Source organism: Streptomyces sp. NBC_01294, from assembly GCF_035917235.1.
Lineage (GTDB): Bacteria > Actinomycetota > Actinomycetes > Streptomycetales > Streptomycetaceae > Streptomyces > Streptomyces caledonius.
Window position 1 is genome coordinate 1,450,409 of record NZ_CP108423.1, and the last position, 15,199, is coordinate 1,465,607.

15 protein-coding genes are annotated in these 15,199 nt (G+C 69.0%); 6 read left to right on the plus strand and 9 right to left on the minus strand.

The window, feature by feature from the left end; translation table 11 throughout:
• Positions 1–249: 249 nt before the first annotated feature.
• From OG534_RS06705 to OG534_RS06730, 6 genes are all read right to left on the minus strand, one after another.
• The gene (locus OG534_RS06705) at positions 250–1,653 is read right to left on the minus strand and encodes an 8-oxoguanine deaminase (protein ID WP_326587153.1); all 1,404 of its coding nucleotides are present in this window, start codon (positions 1,651–1,653) and stop codon (positions 250–252) included.
• A 188-nt stretch (positions 1,654–1,841) separates the two neighbouring features.
• Positions 1,842–2,765, minus strand: coding sequence for a factor-independent urate hydroxylase (gene pucL, locus OG534_RS06710; protein ID WP_031149253.1), 924 nt, complete (start codon positions 2,763–2,765; stop codon positions 1,842–1,844).
• A 1-nt stretch (position 2,766) separates the two neighbouring features.
• Positions 2,767–3,156, minus strand: coding sequence for a hydroxyisourate hydrolase (uraH, locus tag OG534_RS06715; protein WP_030715205.1), 390 nt, complete (start codon positions 3,154–3,156; stop codon positions 2,767–2,769).
• Positions 3,157–3,158: 2 nt separating this feature from the next.
• A complete protein-coding gene (gene uraD / locus OG534_RS06720) occupies positions 3,159–3,674 on the minus strand; it encodes a 2-oxo-4-hydroxy-4-carboxy-5-ureidoimidazoline decarboxylase (RefSeq protein WP_326587154.1) in 516 nt (171 codons plus the stop codon).
• 154 nt (positions 3,675–3,828) lie between these two features.
• Positions 3,829–4,227, minus strand: a complete 399-nt coding sequence (locus OG534_RS06725) for a helix-turn-helix domain-containing protein (RefSeq protein WP_326587155.1) — start codon at positions 4,225–4,227, stop codon at positions 3,829–3,831.
• Entirely contained in the window at positions 4,224–4,475 is a 252-nt protein-coding gene (locus tag OG534_RS06730; RefSeq protein ID WP_326587156.1) for a thiamine-binding protein, read from the minus strand. The genes OG534_RS06725 and OG534_RS06730 overlap by 4 nt, the downstream gene beginning before the upstream one ends.
• Positions 4,476–4,600: 125 nt before the next feature.
• Here OG534_RS06730 and OG534_RS06735 point away from each other — a divergent pair, with 125 nt between their 5' ends.
• The 3 genes from OG534_RS06735 to OG534_RS06745 all read left to right on the plus strand — a co-directional run bounded on the left by OG534_RS06735 (position 4,601) and on the right by OG534_RS06745 (position 8,083).
• The gene (locus tag OG534_RS06735) at positions 4,601–5,434 is read left to right on the plus strand and encodes a TIM barrel protein (protein WP_326587157.1); all 834 of its coding nucleotides are present in this window, start codon (positions 4,601–4,603) and stop codon (positions 5,432–5,434) included.
• 75 nt (positions 5,435–5,509) lie between these two features.
• A complete protein-coding gene (locus tag OG534_RS06740) occupies positions 5,510–6,409 on the plus strand; it encodes a 2-hydroxy-3-oxopropionate reductase (protein ID WP_326587158.1) in 900 nt (299 codons plus the stop codon).
• 216 nt (positions 6,410–6,625) lie between these two features.
• Positions 6,626–8,083 carry a catalase gene (locus OG534_RS06745; RefSeq protein WP_326593504.1) on the plus strand — a complete coding sequence of 486 codons (1,458 nt, stop codon included), beginning with the start codon at positions 6,626–6,628 and terminating at the stop codon, positions 8,081–8,083.
• Between the two features lie 429 nt (positions 8,084–8,512).
• Here OG534_RS06745 and OG534_RS06750 read toward each other — a convergent pair whose 3' ends face one another.
• Positions 8,513–9,481 carry a nitrilase-related carbon-nitrogen hydrolase gene (locus OG534_RS06750; protein ID WP_326587159.1) on the minus strand — a complete coding sequence of 323 codons (969 nt, stop codon included), beginning with the start codon at positions 9,479–9,481 and terminating at the stop codon, positions 8,513–8,515.
• Positions 9,478–10,557, minus strand: coding sequence for an agmatine deiminase family protein (locus OG534_RS06755; protein ID WP_326587160.1), 1,080 nt, complete (start codon positions 10,555–10,557; stop codon positions 9,478–9,480). Before OG534_RS06755 ends, OG534_RS06750 begins: the two co-directional genes overlap by 4 nt.
• A gap of 221 nt (positions 10,558–10,778) precedes the next feature.
• Here OG534_RS06755 and OG534_RS06760 point away from each other — a divergent pair, with 221 nt between their 5' ends.
• Positions 10,779–11,360 carry a TetR/AcrR family transcriptional regulator gene (locus OG534_RS06760; RefSeq protein ID WP_326587161.1) on the plus strand — a complete coding sequence of 194 codons (582 nt, stop codon included), beginning with the start codon at positions 10,779–10,781 and terminating at the stop codon, positions 11,358–11,360.
• Positions 11,361–11,501: 141 nt separating this feature from the next.
• Here OG534_RS06760 and gcl read toward each other — a convergent pair whose 3' ends face one another.
• A complete protein-coding gene (gene gcl / locus OG534_RS06765; RefSeq protein ID WP_326587162.1) occupies positions 11,502–13,289 on the minus strand; it encodes a glyoxylate carboligase in 1,788 nt (595 codons plus the stop codon).
• A 267-nt stretch (positions 13,290–13,556) separates the two neighbouring features.
• On the opposite strand from gcl, the gene OG534_RS06770 reads away from it, so the two are divergent.
• Entirely contained in the window at positions 13,557–14,522 is a 966-nt protein-coding gene (locus OG534_RS06770; protein ID WP_326587163.1) for a hypothetical protein, read from the plus strand.
• Between the two features lie 146 nt (positions 14,523–14,668).
• Positions 14,669–15,157 (plus strand): glutathione peroxidase, encoded by a 489-nt coding sequence (locus OG534_RS06775; RefSeq protein ID WP_326587164.1) that lies wholly within the window; start codon positions 14,669–14,671, stop codon positions 15,155–15,157.
• Positions 15,158–15,199: the final 42 nt, after the last annotated feature.

Here is a 15,199-nt window from a genome sequence, read left to right on the forward strand (position 1 = left end):
GCGAAAGCGGTGCGAGTCGAGCTGTATGGAGTTGTGGGTGGTGCGGATGCTTGTCCCAAGGGGTGCAGAAACGATTCGCCCAAACCGTTCCGCGGGTATTTTGCGCATGGCGATGCCAGTGGCACGAGTCACCGCCCCGGGGGCGCCTTCGGATGTCCTCAGGCGCTTCCCGGGAACGGCTGCCGCGGACCCCGCTCGGGTCCGCGGCCGCCGGCCGGGGGCCGTCCCCCCCGGCCGGACTCCGTGGGATCAGGCCTGCGCGGAGATCCGCGCGAGGCGCTGGGCCTCTTCCCGGGTGGACACGGCGATGGCGTCCTCGTCCGCGAAGAGCAGTCGGTTGTTCTCGACGATCTGCTTGCCGTTGACGAACGAAGCCGTCACGGGGGCCGCGGCGCCGAAGACCAGCGCGGTGACCGGGTCGGCGATCGAGGAGTGCAGGAAGGTGCTCAGGTTCCACAGCACCAGGTCGGCGCACTTGCCGACCTCGAGCGAGCCGATGTTGTCGGCGCGGCCGAGGACCTGGGCGCCGCCGTAGGTGCCGAGGCGCAGGGCCTGGCGCGCGTTGAGGGCGCGCTCGCGGTGGACCGGGTTCAGGCGGTTGATGAGGAGCGCGTTGCGCAGCTCGGTGTGCAGCTCACCGGACTCGTTGGAGGCGGTGCCGTCCACGCCGAGGCCGACCGGGACACCGGCGGCGAGCATGTCCGGGACGCGGGCGATGCCGGCGGCCAGACGGGCGTTGGAGGACGGGCAGTGCGCGACACCGGTCTTGGTGCGGGCGAACGCGGCGATGTCGGAGTCGTTCATGTGGACGCTGTGCGCCATCCACACGTCCTCGCCGAGCCAGCCGGTCGACTCGAAGTAGTCGGTCGGGCCCATGCCGAACAGTTCCTTGCAGAACTGCTCTTCCTCGACGGTCTCGGAGCCGTGCGTGTGCATGCGCACGCCCAGGCGGCGGGCCAGCTCGGCACCCTGCTTCAGCAGCTCGGTGGAGACCGAGAAGGGGGAGCACGGGGCGACGGCGACCTGGGTCATCGCGTCGAAGGAGGCGTCGTGGTGCTTCTTCACGGTCGCCTCGGTGTCGGCGAGCGCACCTTCGAGGGTCTCGACGGCGTGGTCCGGCGGCAGGCCGCCGTCCTTCTCGCTGCGGTCCATCGAGCCGCGGGCGAGGGTGAACCGTACGCCCATCTCGGACGCGGCGCGGATGATCGAGCCGGAGAGGTCGCCGGAGCCCTTGGGGAACACGTAGTGGTGGTCCATGGCGGTGGTGACGCCGCCCTTGGCCATCGCGGCGAGGGAGCCCTGCGCGGCCGTGTACGTCATCTGCTCGTCGATGCGCGCCCACGTCGGGTACAGCGCGACCAGCCAGTTGAAGAGGTTGTGGTCGGTGGCCAGGCCACGCGTGATCCACTGGTAGAAGTGGTGGTGCGTGTTGACCAGGCCGGGGGTCACGAGGTGCCCGGTGCCGTCGATGCGGCGGACGACGTTCTCGAGGTTCTCGGGGGCTTTGCCCGCACCGATCGACTCGATCTTGTTGCCGGCGACGACGACGTGACCCGAGGCGTACTCGGTGTCGTTCGCGTCGACGGTCGCAATCGCACAGTTCTCGATGACGATGCGCTCGACCGCGCTGTCATGGGCTGCCGATGCTGCCATGGGACTTCCTCGTGCTTTCAGTGGCGGTATGGGCACGGCAAGGCCCAGGAGATTTGAGTGCCGGAGCCGGGGGCCTTGACAGCTGACAGTACTGCCGCCCCGAGTGATGCGTCCGGGTGCCGATTCAGGAAGTGAAGGTGTGTCGCGGTCCCGGGGCCACTGCGGAGCCCCGGGACGCGCGTGCCGCATCAGAGGTTGGTCATGTCCACGGGGATACGGGCGTCGACGCCGTCCCGCAGAACAGTGGCCTCGATCAGACCGTACGGACGGTCCGCGGCGAAGTAGACCTCGTTGTCGTTCTTGAGGCCGAACGGCTCAAGGTCCACGAGGAAGTGGTGCTTGTTCGGGAGCGAGAAGCGGACCTCGTCGATCTCCGAACGGTGGTTGATGATGCGCGAACCCATCTGGTACAGGGTCTGCTGCAGCGACAGGGAGTAGGTCTCCGCGAAGGCCTGCAGCATGTGCTTGCGGGTCTCGGCGTAGGACTTCTCCCAGTTGGGCATCCGCTGCTCGTCGTCCGACCAGTTGAAGCGCCAGCGAGCCGACACCTGGGTGGCCAGGATGCGGTCGTAGGCCTCCTTCAGCGTCGTGTACTTGTCCTTCACGTAACCCCAGAACTCGGAGTTCGTGGAGTTCATGACGACGAGGTCCTTGAGGCCGGAGATGACCTCCCAGTTCTTGCCGTCGTACGTGATCTGGGTGACGCGGGTCTCCATGCCCTCACGGACGAAGGAGTGGTTCACCTCGTCGGAGCCGATGAACTTGGAGTTGGCGTCCGAGGTGGCGATCCGGGACCAGGAGTACTCCTCGATCCGGATGCGCGCCTTCTGGATCGGCTCCTGGCTGTTGACGAACCAGCGCGCCAGGTGGATGCCGAACTGCTCGGCGGACTCGATGCCGTACTCCTTGGCGAACGCGTACACCGTGTTCTTGGTGGTGTCCGTCGGCAGGACGTTGGCGTTCGAGCCGGAGTAGTGGACGTCGTCCATGTCGCCGGAGAGGGCGACCGAGACGTTCAGGTCCTTGATGTGGTGCGTGTCGCCGTCCCGCGTGATCTTGACGACGCGGTTCTCTGCTTTGCCGTACTGGTTCTGGCCCAGAATCGTGGCCATGCTAGCTCCCTCGGTAAACGGAGTAGCCGAACGGGTTGAGCAGCAGCGGTACGTGGTAATGCTCGCCCGGGTTCACCGCGAAGGTGATGGTGACCTCGGGGAAGAACGCACCGCTGTCCCTTACGCGGGGGGCGTCCTGCTGCGCCTCGGCTTGCTTCTTGGAGAAGTACGTCTCGGTCTCGAAGTCGAGACGCACGTGGGTGGTGCCCTCCGGCAGCGCCGGCAGGTCCTTGCAGCGCCCGTCCGCATCGGTGGCGGAACCGCCCAGGGCCGCCCACTCGCCGTCGAGACCCGTACGGGCCGACAGGGAGATGGCGACGCCCTCTGCGGGCTTGCCGATGCTGGTGTCCAGGATGTGCGTGGACACCGACGCGGTGGTCTCAGTGCTCATGCTCACTCTCCTCCTACGAGTTCGACGAGGCGGGTCAGGCGGATCTTGTTGATCTTGACGAGCTCGCCGCGGGCGATTTCCCGCTCCTGTTCCGGCGAGTTGTCGATCCGGACCTTGACCGCGTCCCGCATGAACGCACCGGTCGCACCGGTGGCGCAGATGAGGAAGACGTGGCCGAACTTCTCCTGGTAGGCCAGGTTCAGTTCGAGGAGCTCGTTCTTGAGCTCCTCCGAGGCACCGGCCATGCCACGCTGCTCGCGGGCGGAGGTCGGGTCTCCCGGCTTCGGCCGGCCGATCGGCGCGTGGCCTCCCATCGCTTCGCCCAGGTCCTCCGCGGTGAGCTCCGCCATGGCGGCCTCGTTGGCGGCGAACAGGGATTCAGCGGTGGCGAAGGGGCGCTGGGCGAGCAGCTTGCTCCCCCACGCCGAGCTGGCGCACACCTCGTGCAGCTCGGCCGTGGCCGCGCTGTCGTCCAAGGCGTTGAACCGGGTGAGACCCGGGGTCGGACTCGAAGTCACGGTAGGCCTCCGTGGCCTGTTGTTGCTTTGACGGGCTGCGCATAGCTAACGCCCTCCACAACACGGCGTCAACACTTTGTTGAAACTTCCCGTACACAAAAGCCGCCGCCCGGGTGAATTGGGCGGCGGCTCGTCACCGTGGGTCAGGGATCGTTCACCCTTGGCTGGTCTTGCCGCCACCTTTGGCGGAGCCCGCGTCCCTGTTCAAGTAGTTGTAGACCGTGAAACGGCTTACCCCCAGGGCGCCCGCGACCGTTTCCACACCGTGCCGGACGGAGAAGGCGCCTCGCGCCTCCAGTATCCGCACGACGTCCTGCTTGGACTTCCGGTCGAGCTGCGACAGCGGTACGCCGTGCCGGCGCTCCAGGGCCGCCAGGATGTGGTCCAGCGAGTCGGAGAGCTGCGGAAGTCGCACGGCCAGCAGGTCCTGGCCCTCCCAGGTGAGCACGACGTCGTCGGGCTGCGCCAGGGCCGGATCCATCAGCTCGCCGCCCATGGCGTCCACGAGCGGCTTGACCGCTGCGACGAACGGGTGGTCGCGGGGCTCGGTCATGGGGTGTCCTCCCCGATCACGTTGACCTGGAGCGAGACGCGCGTGGCTCCGGCCTCCAGGGAGTCGCGCAGCAGGGCGCCCACCGCGGCCAGCACCCGGTCGGCCTCGCCTTCTGCGGTGTTGCCGAACGGGCCGACGTCCACCGCGTCCAGCTGGGCCTTCTGGATGACCTCGCGGGCGGCCACGGCATGGGCAGGAGCCTCTTCGAGGTCGAAGGGCTCGGTCGTGAACTCCACTCTCAATCGCACGCGGTCAAGCTACCCCGCGGTCTCGATTTTCCGGCAGTCCGTACTTGACATCCGGGACAAGCCCGATGCAGTCTTCCATCAAGCAGAAACTAACTTCCGCAATACGGAAGGAGCGCACACCCCTCATGGGATACACGGACCAGCGCTTCGATGTAAACCTTTCGATCCTCTTCACGGAACTCCCGCTCCTGGAGCGTCCCGCGGCTGCCGCCGCGGCGGGCTTCACGGCGGTCGAGCTGTGGTGGCCCTGGATCGAGACCCCCACCCCCGCACAGGAGGAGCTCGACGCCCTCAAGCAGGCCCTTGAGGACGCCGGCACCCAGCTGGTGGGCCTGAACTTCTACGCCGGCCGGCTGCCGGGGCCGGACCGCGGTGCGGTCTCGGTTCCCGGTGAGGAGTCGGAGCGCTTCAACGCCAACATCAACGTGGCCGCCGACTTCGCGGCCTCGGTCGGCTGCAAGGCGCTGAACGCCCTCTACGGCAACCGCGTCGAAGGCGTGGACCCGGCCGTTCAGGACGAGCTGGCGCTGAAGAACCTGGTCGTGGCGGCCCGGGCCGCGGACCGCGTCGGCGCGATCCTCCTGATCGAGACCCTCAACAAGCCCGAGTCGCCGCTCTACCCGCTGGTGAGCGCCCCGGCCGGCATCGAGGTAGTGGACAAGGTGAACGAGGCCACCGGCCTCGGCAACGCCAAGTTCCTGCTCGACCTGTACCACCTGGCGATGAACGATGAGGACCTCTCCGAGGTCATCGAAAAGTACGCCGCCAAGACCGGGCACGTCCAGATCGCGGACAAGCCCGGACGAGGTGCCCCCGGCACCGGCGAGCTGCCCCTCGAGGAGCTGCTCGACCAGCTGAAGAAGGCCGGATACGAGGGCTACGTAGGCCTGGAGTACAAGGCCGCCGACGCTGCCGCGTCCTTCGCATGGCTGCCGGCCGAGGCCCGCGCCGCGAAGTAGGCGGACAAAGTCCAGGCGATCAGCCAGGCACGTCACGAACTTTTCGTACCAAGCTTTAAGAGAAGGACCCTCATCATGAGCAACCCCGCTGCGCTCCCGTCGATTGCCTGGATCGGTCTCGGCATCATGGGCTCCCCCATGGCCGAGAACCTCCTGAAGGCCGGCTACCCGGTCACCGGTTTCACCCTGGAGCAGGACAAGCTGGACCGTCTGGCCGCCGCCGGCGGCTCCGCGGCCGGCTCGATCGCCGAGGCCGTCAAGGACGCCGACGTCATCATCACGATGGTGCCCGCCTCCCCGCAGGTCGAGGCCATCTCCTACGGTGAGAACGGCATCCTGGAGAACGCGAAGTCCGGCGCGCTGATCATCGACATGTCGTCGATCACCCCGCAGACCTCGATCGACCTCGCGAAGAACGCCTCCGAGAGGGGCATCCGCGTCATCGACGCCCCGGTGTCCGGCGGCGAGGCCGGCGCCATCGAGGCCGTCCTGTCGATCATGGTGGGTGGCGAGCAGGCCGACTTCGACGAGGCCCTGCCGGTCCTCCAGGCCCTCGGCAAGACCATCGTGCTCTGCGGCCCGCACGGCTCCGGCCAGACGGTCAAGGCCGCCAACCAGCTCATCGTCGCGGTGAACATCCAGGCGTGCGCCGAGGCCGTCGTCTTCCTCGAGAAGTCGGGCGTGAACCTCCAGGCCGCCCTGGACGTCCTCAACGGCGGTCTGGCCGGCTCCACGGTCCTGACCCGCAAGAAGGACAACTTCCTGAACCGCGACTTCAAGCCCGGTTTCCGGATCGACCTGCACCACAAGGACATGGGCATCGTCACCGACGCCGCCCGCAACGTGGGTGCCGCCCTTCCGGTCGGCGCGGTCGTCGCCCAGCTGGTCGCCTCGCTGCGCGCCCAGGGTGACGGCGGCCTGGACCACTCGGCCCTGCTCCGCGCCGTCGAGCGCCTCTCCGGCGCCCAGATCTGAGCGGGCCGAACCCCCTCCCCCTCACCGGGGGACCTGAGTTTCCGGATGGTGCCGGTGCTGACACCTGTCCTGTCGCGCCCAAGCGCCGGCACCGTCCGGAATATCTCTCTTCAACTTCGTTCAACAAACTGTTGACGTTTAGTTCTCGCCGAAATTAGGCTGTTCCGCATGACGGAAGACACTTTCCGTCGGCAGTTACCCGTACGGAAGGTCACCATGTCGAAGCGCACGCTGACGACCGAGTCCGGCGCCCCGGTCGCCGACAATCAGAACTCCGCCACCGCCGGCGTCGGTGGCCCGCTGCTGGTCCAGGACCAGCAGCTCCTTGAGAAGCTTGCCCGCTTCAACCGTGAGCGCATCCCGGAGCGTGTGGTGCACGCCCGCGGCTCGGCCGCGTACGGCTACTTCGAGGTGACCGACGACGTCACCGCGTACACCAGCGCCGCGTTCCTGAACACGGTCGGCAAGAAGACCGAGACCTTCCTGCGGTTCTCCACCGTCGCCGACTCGCTGGGCGGCGCGGACGCGGTCCGCGACCCGCGCGGCTTCGCGCTGAAGTTCTACACCGAAGAGGGCAACTACGACCTCGTCGGCAACAACACCCCGGTGTTCTTCATCAAGGACCCGATCAAGTTCCCCGACTTCATCCACTCCCAGAAGCGCGACCCCTTCACGGGCAAGCAGGAGCCGGACAACGTCTGGGACTTCTGGGCGCACGCCCCCGAGGCGACGCACCAGATCACCTGGCTCATGGGTGACCGCGGCATACCGGCGTCGTACCGTCACATGAACGGCTACGGCTCCCACACCTACCAGTGGACCAACGAGCAGGGCGAGGCCTTCTTCGTCAAGTACCACTTCAAGACGAACCAGGGCATCCGCTGCCTGTCGGGCGAGCAGGCCGCCGAGCTCGTCGGCAAGGACGCGAACTCGCACCAGACCGACCTGCTCCAGGCCATCGAGCGCGGTGTGAACCCGAGCTGGACCCTCTACGTCCAGATCATGCCCGCCGCCGAGGCCGCGGACTACCGCTTCAACCCGTTCGACCTCACCAAGGTGTGGCCGCACAGCGACTACCCGCTGCAGCGCGTGGGCCGCCTGGTCCTCGACCGCAACCCGGACAACGTCTTCGCCGAGGTCGAGCAGTCCGCCTTCTCCCCGAACAACTTCGTCCCGGGCATCACCGCCTCGCCGGACAAGATGCTCCAGGGCCGTCTCTTCGCGTACGCCGACGCCCAGCGCTACCGCCTCGGTGTGAACCACACCGTGCTGCCGGTCAACGCCCCGAAGGCGACGAAGGCCGACAACTACGGCCGCGACGGTGTCATGGCGCTGCGCAACGGCTCGCGCCACGACAAGAACTACGAGCCCAACTCGTACCAGGGTCCGGCCGAGACCGGTCTGGCGCTGGGCGCCCCGAAGGCCGTCTCCGGCTACACGGGCACCCACGAGGCCCCGGCCCACACCAAGGACGACGACTTCTTCCAGGCCGGTGAGCTCTACCGCCTGATGTCGGAGGCCGAGAAGCAGCGTCTGGTGGCGAACATCGCCGGCGGCCTGTCTCAGGTCACCCTCGAGGACGTCATCGAGAAGAACCTGGCTCACTTCCACGCCGCGGACGCCGACTACGGCAAGCGCGTCGAGGAGGCCGTCCGCGCCCTGCGCGACGCCTGAGCCACACAGCTGTACCGGGGGCCTGACGGGAGGTCAGGCCCCGGGTGCTGAGCCCGACCCGTGGACCCGGATGAGGGGTGGTGCGCGGCGAGGGCAGGACGAGGACCGTGGCGAGCGTGCGAGCCAGTGCGGTGGTAATGGGTTCCGAGGCCCGTCTCTTGACCTGAGGGAGACGACGCCGGAGTTCTCGTCGCCCGCCCGCCACGGTCCCAGCCAATCCTCTTCGTACAGGGGCCACGCACAGAGTCCCCTGTACCAGCAGGAACACACCTCCCCATTGACTCCGCCCGGCGGTGCGAACGTCCTGTCGCGCCAGCCTCGCTCCGTCGGGCGGTCACAAACCAGAGCGCCGAGCCACGGACGGTCCCGTGACTCGGCGCTTTGTCGTACCCGGCGGCGCCGGCCGGCGTTGGCTCCCGCGGCCGGGCCCTACGGGTGAAGGGGCTCGGTGAGGCGGCCGTACAGCTCGGGGCGGCGGGTCTGCAGCAGGCCGAACTGAAGCCAGTCGCAGCGCTGGTCGAGGTCGGAGACGAGGACGGCGGGGCGGTCGCGGGGGGCGCGCAGCACGACCCGGCCGTAGGGGTCGGAGATGAAGGAGGAGCCGTAGAAGGTGGAACGGCCCTCGGTGCCGGTGCGGTTGGGCACGATCATGAAGAGCGCGTTGGCGAGGCCGTTGGCGCTGATGGCGTGCTCCCACATGGGCCGGGTGTCGAAGTCCGGCAGGTCCACCTCGGAGCCTATGGCGGTGGGGTGGACGAGGATCTCGGCACCGTGCAGGGCGTACGCGCGGGCGAGTTCGGGGAACCACTCGTCCCAGCAGGTGGGGAAGCCGAAGCGGGCGCCCTGGTGGGTGACGACGGGGAAGCCGCTGTCGCCGGGGCGGAAGCAGAGGTCCTCGCGGTAGCCGGGGAACGCGGGGATGTGGTTCTTGCGGGTCCTGGCGATCAGCTTGCCGTGCGGGTCCACACAGACGGCGGTGTTGTATCCGAGACCGCCGTCCTCGGCCCGCTCGTAGAGCGAGGCGTGCACGGTGATGCCGAGTCCGGTGGCGAGCTCGGCGGCCAGGCGGACGGTCGGGCCGTCCTCGACGTCTTCGAGGTGGCGGGCGGCGCCGTGCGCCATCGGGTCGTCGGTCGTGCAGAAGTACGGGCTGCGGGTGAGCTCGGGGAAGCAGACCATCGTGGCGCCCTGGGCGGCGGCCAGGGCCACGCCCTCGCGCAGCCGGTCGTCGTGCTCGTTCTCGTCGGCGTACCAGCGCATCTGGACGAGGCCGACGCGCAGCGGGACGCGCTCGGCGGGCTCGGTGCGGGCCGGGGAGCCGAGCGGGGAACCGAAGGAGGTCAGGAGGGCGTAGGTCGTGGCGTCGGTGGTGGCATTGGTGGTGGCGTCGGTGCTCATGCGTTCAGGTCCTTCGGGAGCTGCTGGGTGATGCAGTGGATTCCGCCGCCGCCGTACGCGAGGACCGGGGTCGGTACGCCGACCACCTTGCGGCCCGGGAGCGCGGCGGCGAGGACGGCGAGGGCCTCGGCGTCGCTCGTGGAGTCGGGGTCGCCGCCGACGGGGACCACGCAACCGCCGTTGGCGAGGTAGAAGTTGAGGTGGCCGACCTCGACCGGGGTGCCCTCGACCTCTCCGTGGGTGGTCTGCGGGAGGGCGACGATCTCCAGGGCGCGGCCGCGGGCGTCGGTGGAGGCCTCCAGGACGGCGAGGTTGGCGCGCATCCGGGCGTAGTCGGGGTGGGTCTTGTCCTCGGGAAGGGAGACGACCACTTTGGCGGGGGCGACGTAGGCGGCGACCCCGTCGACGTGACCGTCGATCTCGGTGTCCTCCAGGCCGCCATAGGGCAGCCAGATGACCTTCTCGACGCCGAGGCGGCGCTTCAGCTCGTCCTCGATCTCGGTACGGCTCATGCGCGGGTTGCGGTTGGGGTGCAGCAGGCACTGCTCGGTGGTGATGAGCGTGCCCTCGCCGTCGACGGTCAGGGCGCCGCCCTCCAGGACCATGGAGGAGTGGACGCGGGGGGTGCCGAGCCGGTCCAGGAGGAGCGAGGCGAGCTTGTCGTCGGCGGTCCAGGGGTGGTGCTTCTCGCCCCAGGCGTTGAAGCGGAAGTCGACGCCGACCCGGTGGCCGTGCGCGTCGTAGGCGAAGATCGGGCCGGAATCGCGCAGCCAGGAGTCGTCGACGGGCAGCTCGACGACCTCGATGGAGTGACCGGCGGCGCCGGCGGCGCTGTCGCCCTTCCCGTCGGAGTCGCCGGCGCAGGCGGCGCGGGCCTCGTCGGCCAGGCCGTGCGCGGCAATCATGACCACGGGCTCGAAGTCGGCGATGGCGCGGGCCACGGCCGCGTACTCGCGCTTGGCGGCCTCGAAGGCCGGCCCCCACAGGGAGGCGCGCGTCGGCCAGACCATCAGGCAGGCCTCGTGTTCGGCCCACTCGGCGGGCATGCGCGGATGTGGCGGAGTCAGCGGACTCATCGGATGCTCCCTCGGTGCTGTCGGTGCTGTCGGTGCTGTCGGTCGGTGGTGCGGTCGGTCGGTGATGCGGTCGGCGCGCCGCACCTCACCCATCCTGACTAAATTTTCAGTCAGGATCCAGAGCGCGACTGAAAACGAAGTCAGGAGGTCGGGTGGGAGCTATCGTGGGACCTGACTGAAAGGTCAGTCAAGGGGTACCCGACCGAAAGGTGCGCACGAGAGTGGCCGATCGCCAGGCGTTGATCTTGGAAGCTGCCGTACGCGTGATCGCGCGCAACGGCGTCAGAGGACTGCGCGTCGAGGAGCTGGCGGCCGAGGCGGGCGTCTCCACCGCGCTCATCTACTACCACTTCAAGGACCGCGCCGGCCTGGTCCAGCGCACCCTCTCCTTCATCAGCGACCGCGCGACCGGCTATACCGACGAGGCCCTCAAGCACACCCCGGACGCCCGCGCCGCCCTGCTCCAGCTGCTGCTGAGCGAGCTCCAGGACACCCCCCGGGTCCGCGAGAACAGCACCGCGTGGGGCGAGCTGCGGGCCAGCGCCGTCTTCGACACCGACCTGCGCGAGACCCTGGCCGTCTCCACCCGCTCCTGGTCCCAGGACACGGCGGAAGCCATCTCGGACGCCCAGGCGGCGGGCCTCGCCGACCTCCACGTCACGCCGCTGGACGCCGCCGAGCGGCTGACCGCCCTGGTGGAGGGCCTCAGCGAGCGCTGGCTGAGCGGCTCCCTGACCCTGGACCGGGCCCGCGAGCTGCTGACCGGCGCGGTGGACGCGGAACTCGGCCCGGTGCCTGACTAGCGCCCGCCCAGCGCCGCTCCGGCCCACCCGCCTGCCACCTGACCGGGCCGGAACAGGTGCGCCGAAAACGGAACGACCCCCGCCCCTCCTGACGGAGGGACGGGGGTCGCCGCGTACCGCTCGACCTGCCGGTCGGACGGATCAGACCTTGAGGGCCTTGATCGCGGTCGGGGCGTGGCCCGGCTCGGTCGCGAGCTCCTCGAACTCGGTGACGTCGCTCATGTCGACCGTCTTGCTCATCGAGATGTTGGTGACGCGCTCCAGGATGGCCTCGACGACGACCGGGACCTGGAACTCCTGGGCCAGCTTCTTGGCCTGCTCGAAGGCGGCGCCCAGCTCGTTCGGGTCGGTGACGCGGATGGCCTTGACGCCCAGGCCCTCGGCGACCTTGACGTGGTCGACGCCGTAGACGCCGAGCTCCGGGGTGTTGATGTTCTCGAACTCGAGGTTGACCTCGAAGTTGATACCCAGGCCGCCCTGCGCCTGACGGATCAGACCCAGGTAGGCGTTGTTCACCAGGACGTGGACGTAGGGGACCTTGTGCTGGGCGGCGACCGCCAGCTCCTCGATCATGAACTGGAAGTCGTAGTCGCCCGAGAGCGCGACGATCGGGGTCTCCGGGTCCGCGGTGGCGGCACCGATCGCGGCCGGGATGGTCCAGCCGAGCGGGCCGGCCTGGCCGCAGTTGATCCAGTTGCGCGGCTTGTAGACGTGCAGCATCTGCGCACCGGCGATCTGGGACAGACCGATGGTGGTGACGTAGCGGGTCTCCGGACCGAACGCCTTGTTCATCTCCTCGTAGACGCGCTGCGGCTTCATGGGGATGTTGTCGAAGTGCGTACGGCGCTGCAGGGTGGCCTTGCGCTCCTGGGCGGACTCGGCCCAGGAGGAGAAGTCCGGCAGCTCGCCCGAGGCCTTGAGGTCCTTGGCGACCTCGACGAAGAGCTCCAGCGCGGCCTTGGCGTCGGAGGCGATGCCGTAGTCCGGGGCGAAGATCTTGCCGATCTGGGTCGGCTCGATGTCGACGTGGACGAACTTGCGGTCGCCGCGGTACGCGTCCAGGTTGTAACCGGTGTGACGGTTGGCCCAGCGGTTGCCGATGCCGAGGACGAAGTCCGACTCCAGGAAGGTCGCGTTGCCGTAGCGGTGCGAGGTCTGGACACCGACCATGCCGGCGCTCAGCTCGTGGTCGTCCGGGATGACGCCCCAGCCCATGAGGGTGGAGATGACCGGGATGTTGGTCAGCTCGGCGAACTCGACCAGCAGGTCGGAGGCGTCGGCGTTGATGATGCCGCCACCGGCGACGATCAGCGGACGCTCGGACTCCAGCAGGAAGCGGACGGCCTTCGCGGCCTGGGCGCGGGTGGCGCGCGGCTTGTAGACCGGCAGCGGCTCGTACGTCTCCGGGTCGAACTCGATCTCGGTGAGCTGGACGTCGATCGGCAGGTCGATCAGGACCGGGCCGGGACGGCCGGAGCGCATCAGGTGGAAGGCCTCCTGGAACACGCCCGGGACCTGCGCGGCCTCGAGGACGGTGGTGGCCTTCTTGGTGACGGGCTTGGCGATCGAGGCGATGTCGACGGCCTGGAAGTCCTCCTTGTGGAGCTTCGAGACCGGAGCCTGACCGGTGATGCACAGGATCGGGATCGAGTCCGCGATCGCGGAGTACAGGCCGGTGATCATGTCGGTGCCGGCCGGGCCCGAGGTGCCGATGCAGAGACCGATGTTGCCCGCCTTGGCGCGGGTGTAGCCCTCGGCCATGTGCGAGGCGCCCTCGACGTGGCGGGCCAGCGTGTGCTTGATGCCGCCCACGTTCTTGAGCTCGCGGTAGAACGGGTTGATCGCAGCACCGGGCACGCCGAACGCTTGTTCGACACCCTCGAGCTTGAGGATCTCAACTGCAGCGGCGGCGGCTGTCATACGAGGCATCAGGTTCTCCTGCGGGTCTGGCGGTCAGGCTTTTCCGTAATCCGGAAGTTTTGTTCTGCTATACGGAACAAGTTAAGCGGCGACCCCTTCGGCGTCAAGGCGGTTGGAGACCCCGGAAGACACCAAAAGCCACATCTCGCTCGGTGACTTGTACAAATGACCGATCCGGCGGCGGGAATCGCCTGGAAATGGCGTGCACCCTCGCCCCTGCGGTCGCCGGTGGTGGAGCATGGACCTACGCACAGCGACGGAGGGGGTCCAGGTCTCATGGCGGAAGCGGTACCGGTGCGCTGCCCGGCGTGCCTGCGCGAGAACGGCTACACCGCTCCGGTGTTCCCCTGCGCGTGCGGAAGCCCGGTCAATCCCCCGCTGGACCTGGCGGCGCCGCCGGTGCCCCTGACGCACCGCACCTGGTCGGACAGCTGGGTGGCGGTGCGGTGCACGGCCTGCGGGCGGGAGAGCGAGTGGCCGCATCCCGAGCTGGGATGCGGATCGTGCGGGACCGTGGTGCGGCTTCCGGTACACCCGCTGACGGGCGCGCCCGGGGACGAGGCGCCGGTGCCGGCCACCGGCGGGATCGCGGCGGACGGCACCGACGCGGGGCGGGGCACGGGCGCGGGCGCCCCTGCCGGTCCGGCCGGCCCGGCCCGGTCCGCCGCCCGGCCGGATCCGCGCGGTGACGAACGCCGGGACGGGCCAGGGGACGGACCGGGGAACGAAAAAGGCAACGAGAACGAGAAGGGGAAGGGGAAGGGGGACAGGAACGACGCACCGCGGCGGACGGGCGGGCACCCGGCCCACACGGCCCCGGCGCACATTCCGCTTCCCCCGACCGCGCCGGTGCCCCGGCCCGCGTTCCGGCCGGTGACCATCCGTACGGCCCGCGACGCGGTGGCCACGGCCGCGCTGTACCTGCGCTGGCTCGGCTTCCAGGACGTACGGCAGCCCGACGGGCGCCCGATCCCCGCGGCGACCGTGGACCTGCGGGCTCCGGGGCTGGTCGCCCAGGTCGACCCGACCACCGCACCGGCCGGGCTTCGGGCGGTGGAGTGCGTCTGGCTGAACGGACTCACAGCTTCCGCGACCAGCGTCTACTTCTCGCTAGCCGGGTACACGGACGACGCCCGCGCCCGCGCGGACGACCTCGGGATACCGCTGTTCGTCATGGACCTCACGGGCATGCCCCAGCCGGTCAACGACCCGGCGGACGAGCTGGTCGGCTCGGGAGCCTAGGGCGTGTCTTCCGGATCTTGCCGGGGCGACCGGCCCGGCGTGCCCGGCGAGCCACCCCCTAAGCTCGTAGGAGTTACCCGTCGCCCGTCGGCGGCTGTTCGCCGGCTGCCGCTGCCGCTGCCGCCAATCCTGCCCCGGAGAGCTTGATGAGCCTGTACGACATCCCGCTGACCACCCTGTCCGACGAGCCCACCAGCCTCGCGGCCCACAAGGGCAAGGTGATCCTCCTGGTGAACACCGCTTCGCAGTGCGGGCTCACCCCTCAGTACTCGGGACTGGCCCGTCTGCAGTTCAAGTACGAGGAGAAGGGCTTCACGGTCATCGGCGTGCCCTGCAACCAGTTCGGCGAGCAGGAGCCCGGCAACGCCGAGGACATCCAGACCTTCTGCGCGGCCGGTTTCGGCGTCACCTTCCCGATCCTGGAGAAGTCCGAGGTCAACGGCGAGAACCGGCACCCGCTCTACCAGGAGCTGGTGAAGACCCCGGACGCGGAGGGCGCGGCCGGGGACATCCAGTGGAACTTCGAGAAGTTCCTGATCTCCCCCGCCGGCGACGTCGTGGCGCGCTTCCGCCCGCGCACCGAGCCCGAGGCCCCCGAGGTCATCGCCGCGATCGAGGCGCACCTCCCGGCGTAAGGCCCCCGTACGGGCTGCTGCGCGGGGCGAAGCACGGACCCC

Bases quoted from the DNA above. Each gene is read 5' to 3' on its own strand.
- OG534_RS06705 (WP_326587153.1), bottom strand. From the start codon at position 1,653: ATGGCAGCATCGGCAGCCCATGACAGCGCGGTCGAGCGCATCGTCATC.
- pucL (WP_031149253.1), bottom strand. From the start codon at position 2,765: ATGGCCACGATTCTGGGCCAGAACCAGTACGGCAAAGCAGAGAACCGC.
- uraH (WP_030715205.1), bottom strand. From the start codon at position 3,156: ATGAGCACTGAGACCACCGCGTCGGTGTCCACGCACATCCTGGACACC.
- OG534_RS06725 (WP_326587155.1), bottom strand. From the start codon at position 4,227: ATGACCGAGCCCCGCGACCACCCGTTCGTCGCAGCGGTCAAGCCGCTC.
- OG534_RS06735 (WP_326587157.1), top strand. From the start codon at position 4,601: ATGGGATACACGGACCAGCGCTTCGATGTAAACCTTTCGATCCTCTTC.
- OG534_RS06740 (WP_326587158.1), top strand. From the start codon at position 5,510: ATGAGCAACCCCGCTGCGCTCCCGTCGATTGCCTGGATCGGTCTCGGC.
- OG534_RS06745 (WP_326593504.1), top strand. From the start codon at position 6,626: ATGTCGAAGCGCACGCTGACGACCGAGTCCGGCGCCCCGGTCGCCGAC.
- OG534_RS06750 (WP_326587159.1), bottom strand. From the start codon at position 9,481: ATGAGCACCGACGCCACCACCAATGCCACCACCGACGCCACGACCTAC.
- OG534_RS06755 (WP_326587160.1), bottom strand. From the start codon at position 10,557: ATGAGTCCGCTGACTCCGCCACATCCGCGCATGCCCGCCGAGTGGGCC.
- gcl (WP_326587162.1), bottom strand. From the start codon at position 13,289: ATGCCTCGTATGACAGCCGCCGCCGCTGCAGTTGAGATCCTCAAGCTC.
- OG534_RS06770 (WP_326587163.1), top strand. From the start codon at position 13,557: ATGGCGGAAGCGGTACCGGTGCGCTGCCCGGCGTGCCTGCGCGAGAAC.
- OG534_RS06775 (WP_326587164.1), top strand. From the start codon at position 14,669: ATGAGCCTGTACGACATCCCGCTGACCACCCTGTCCGACGAGCCCACC.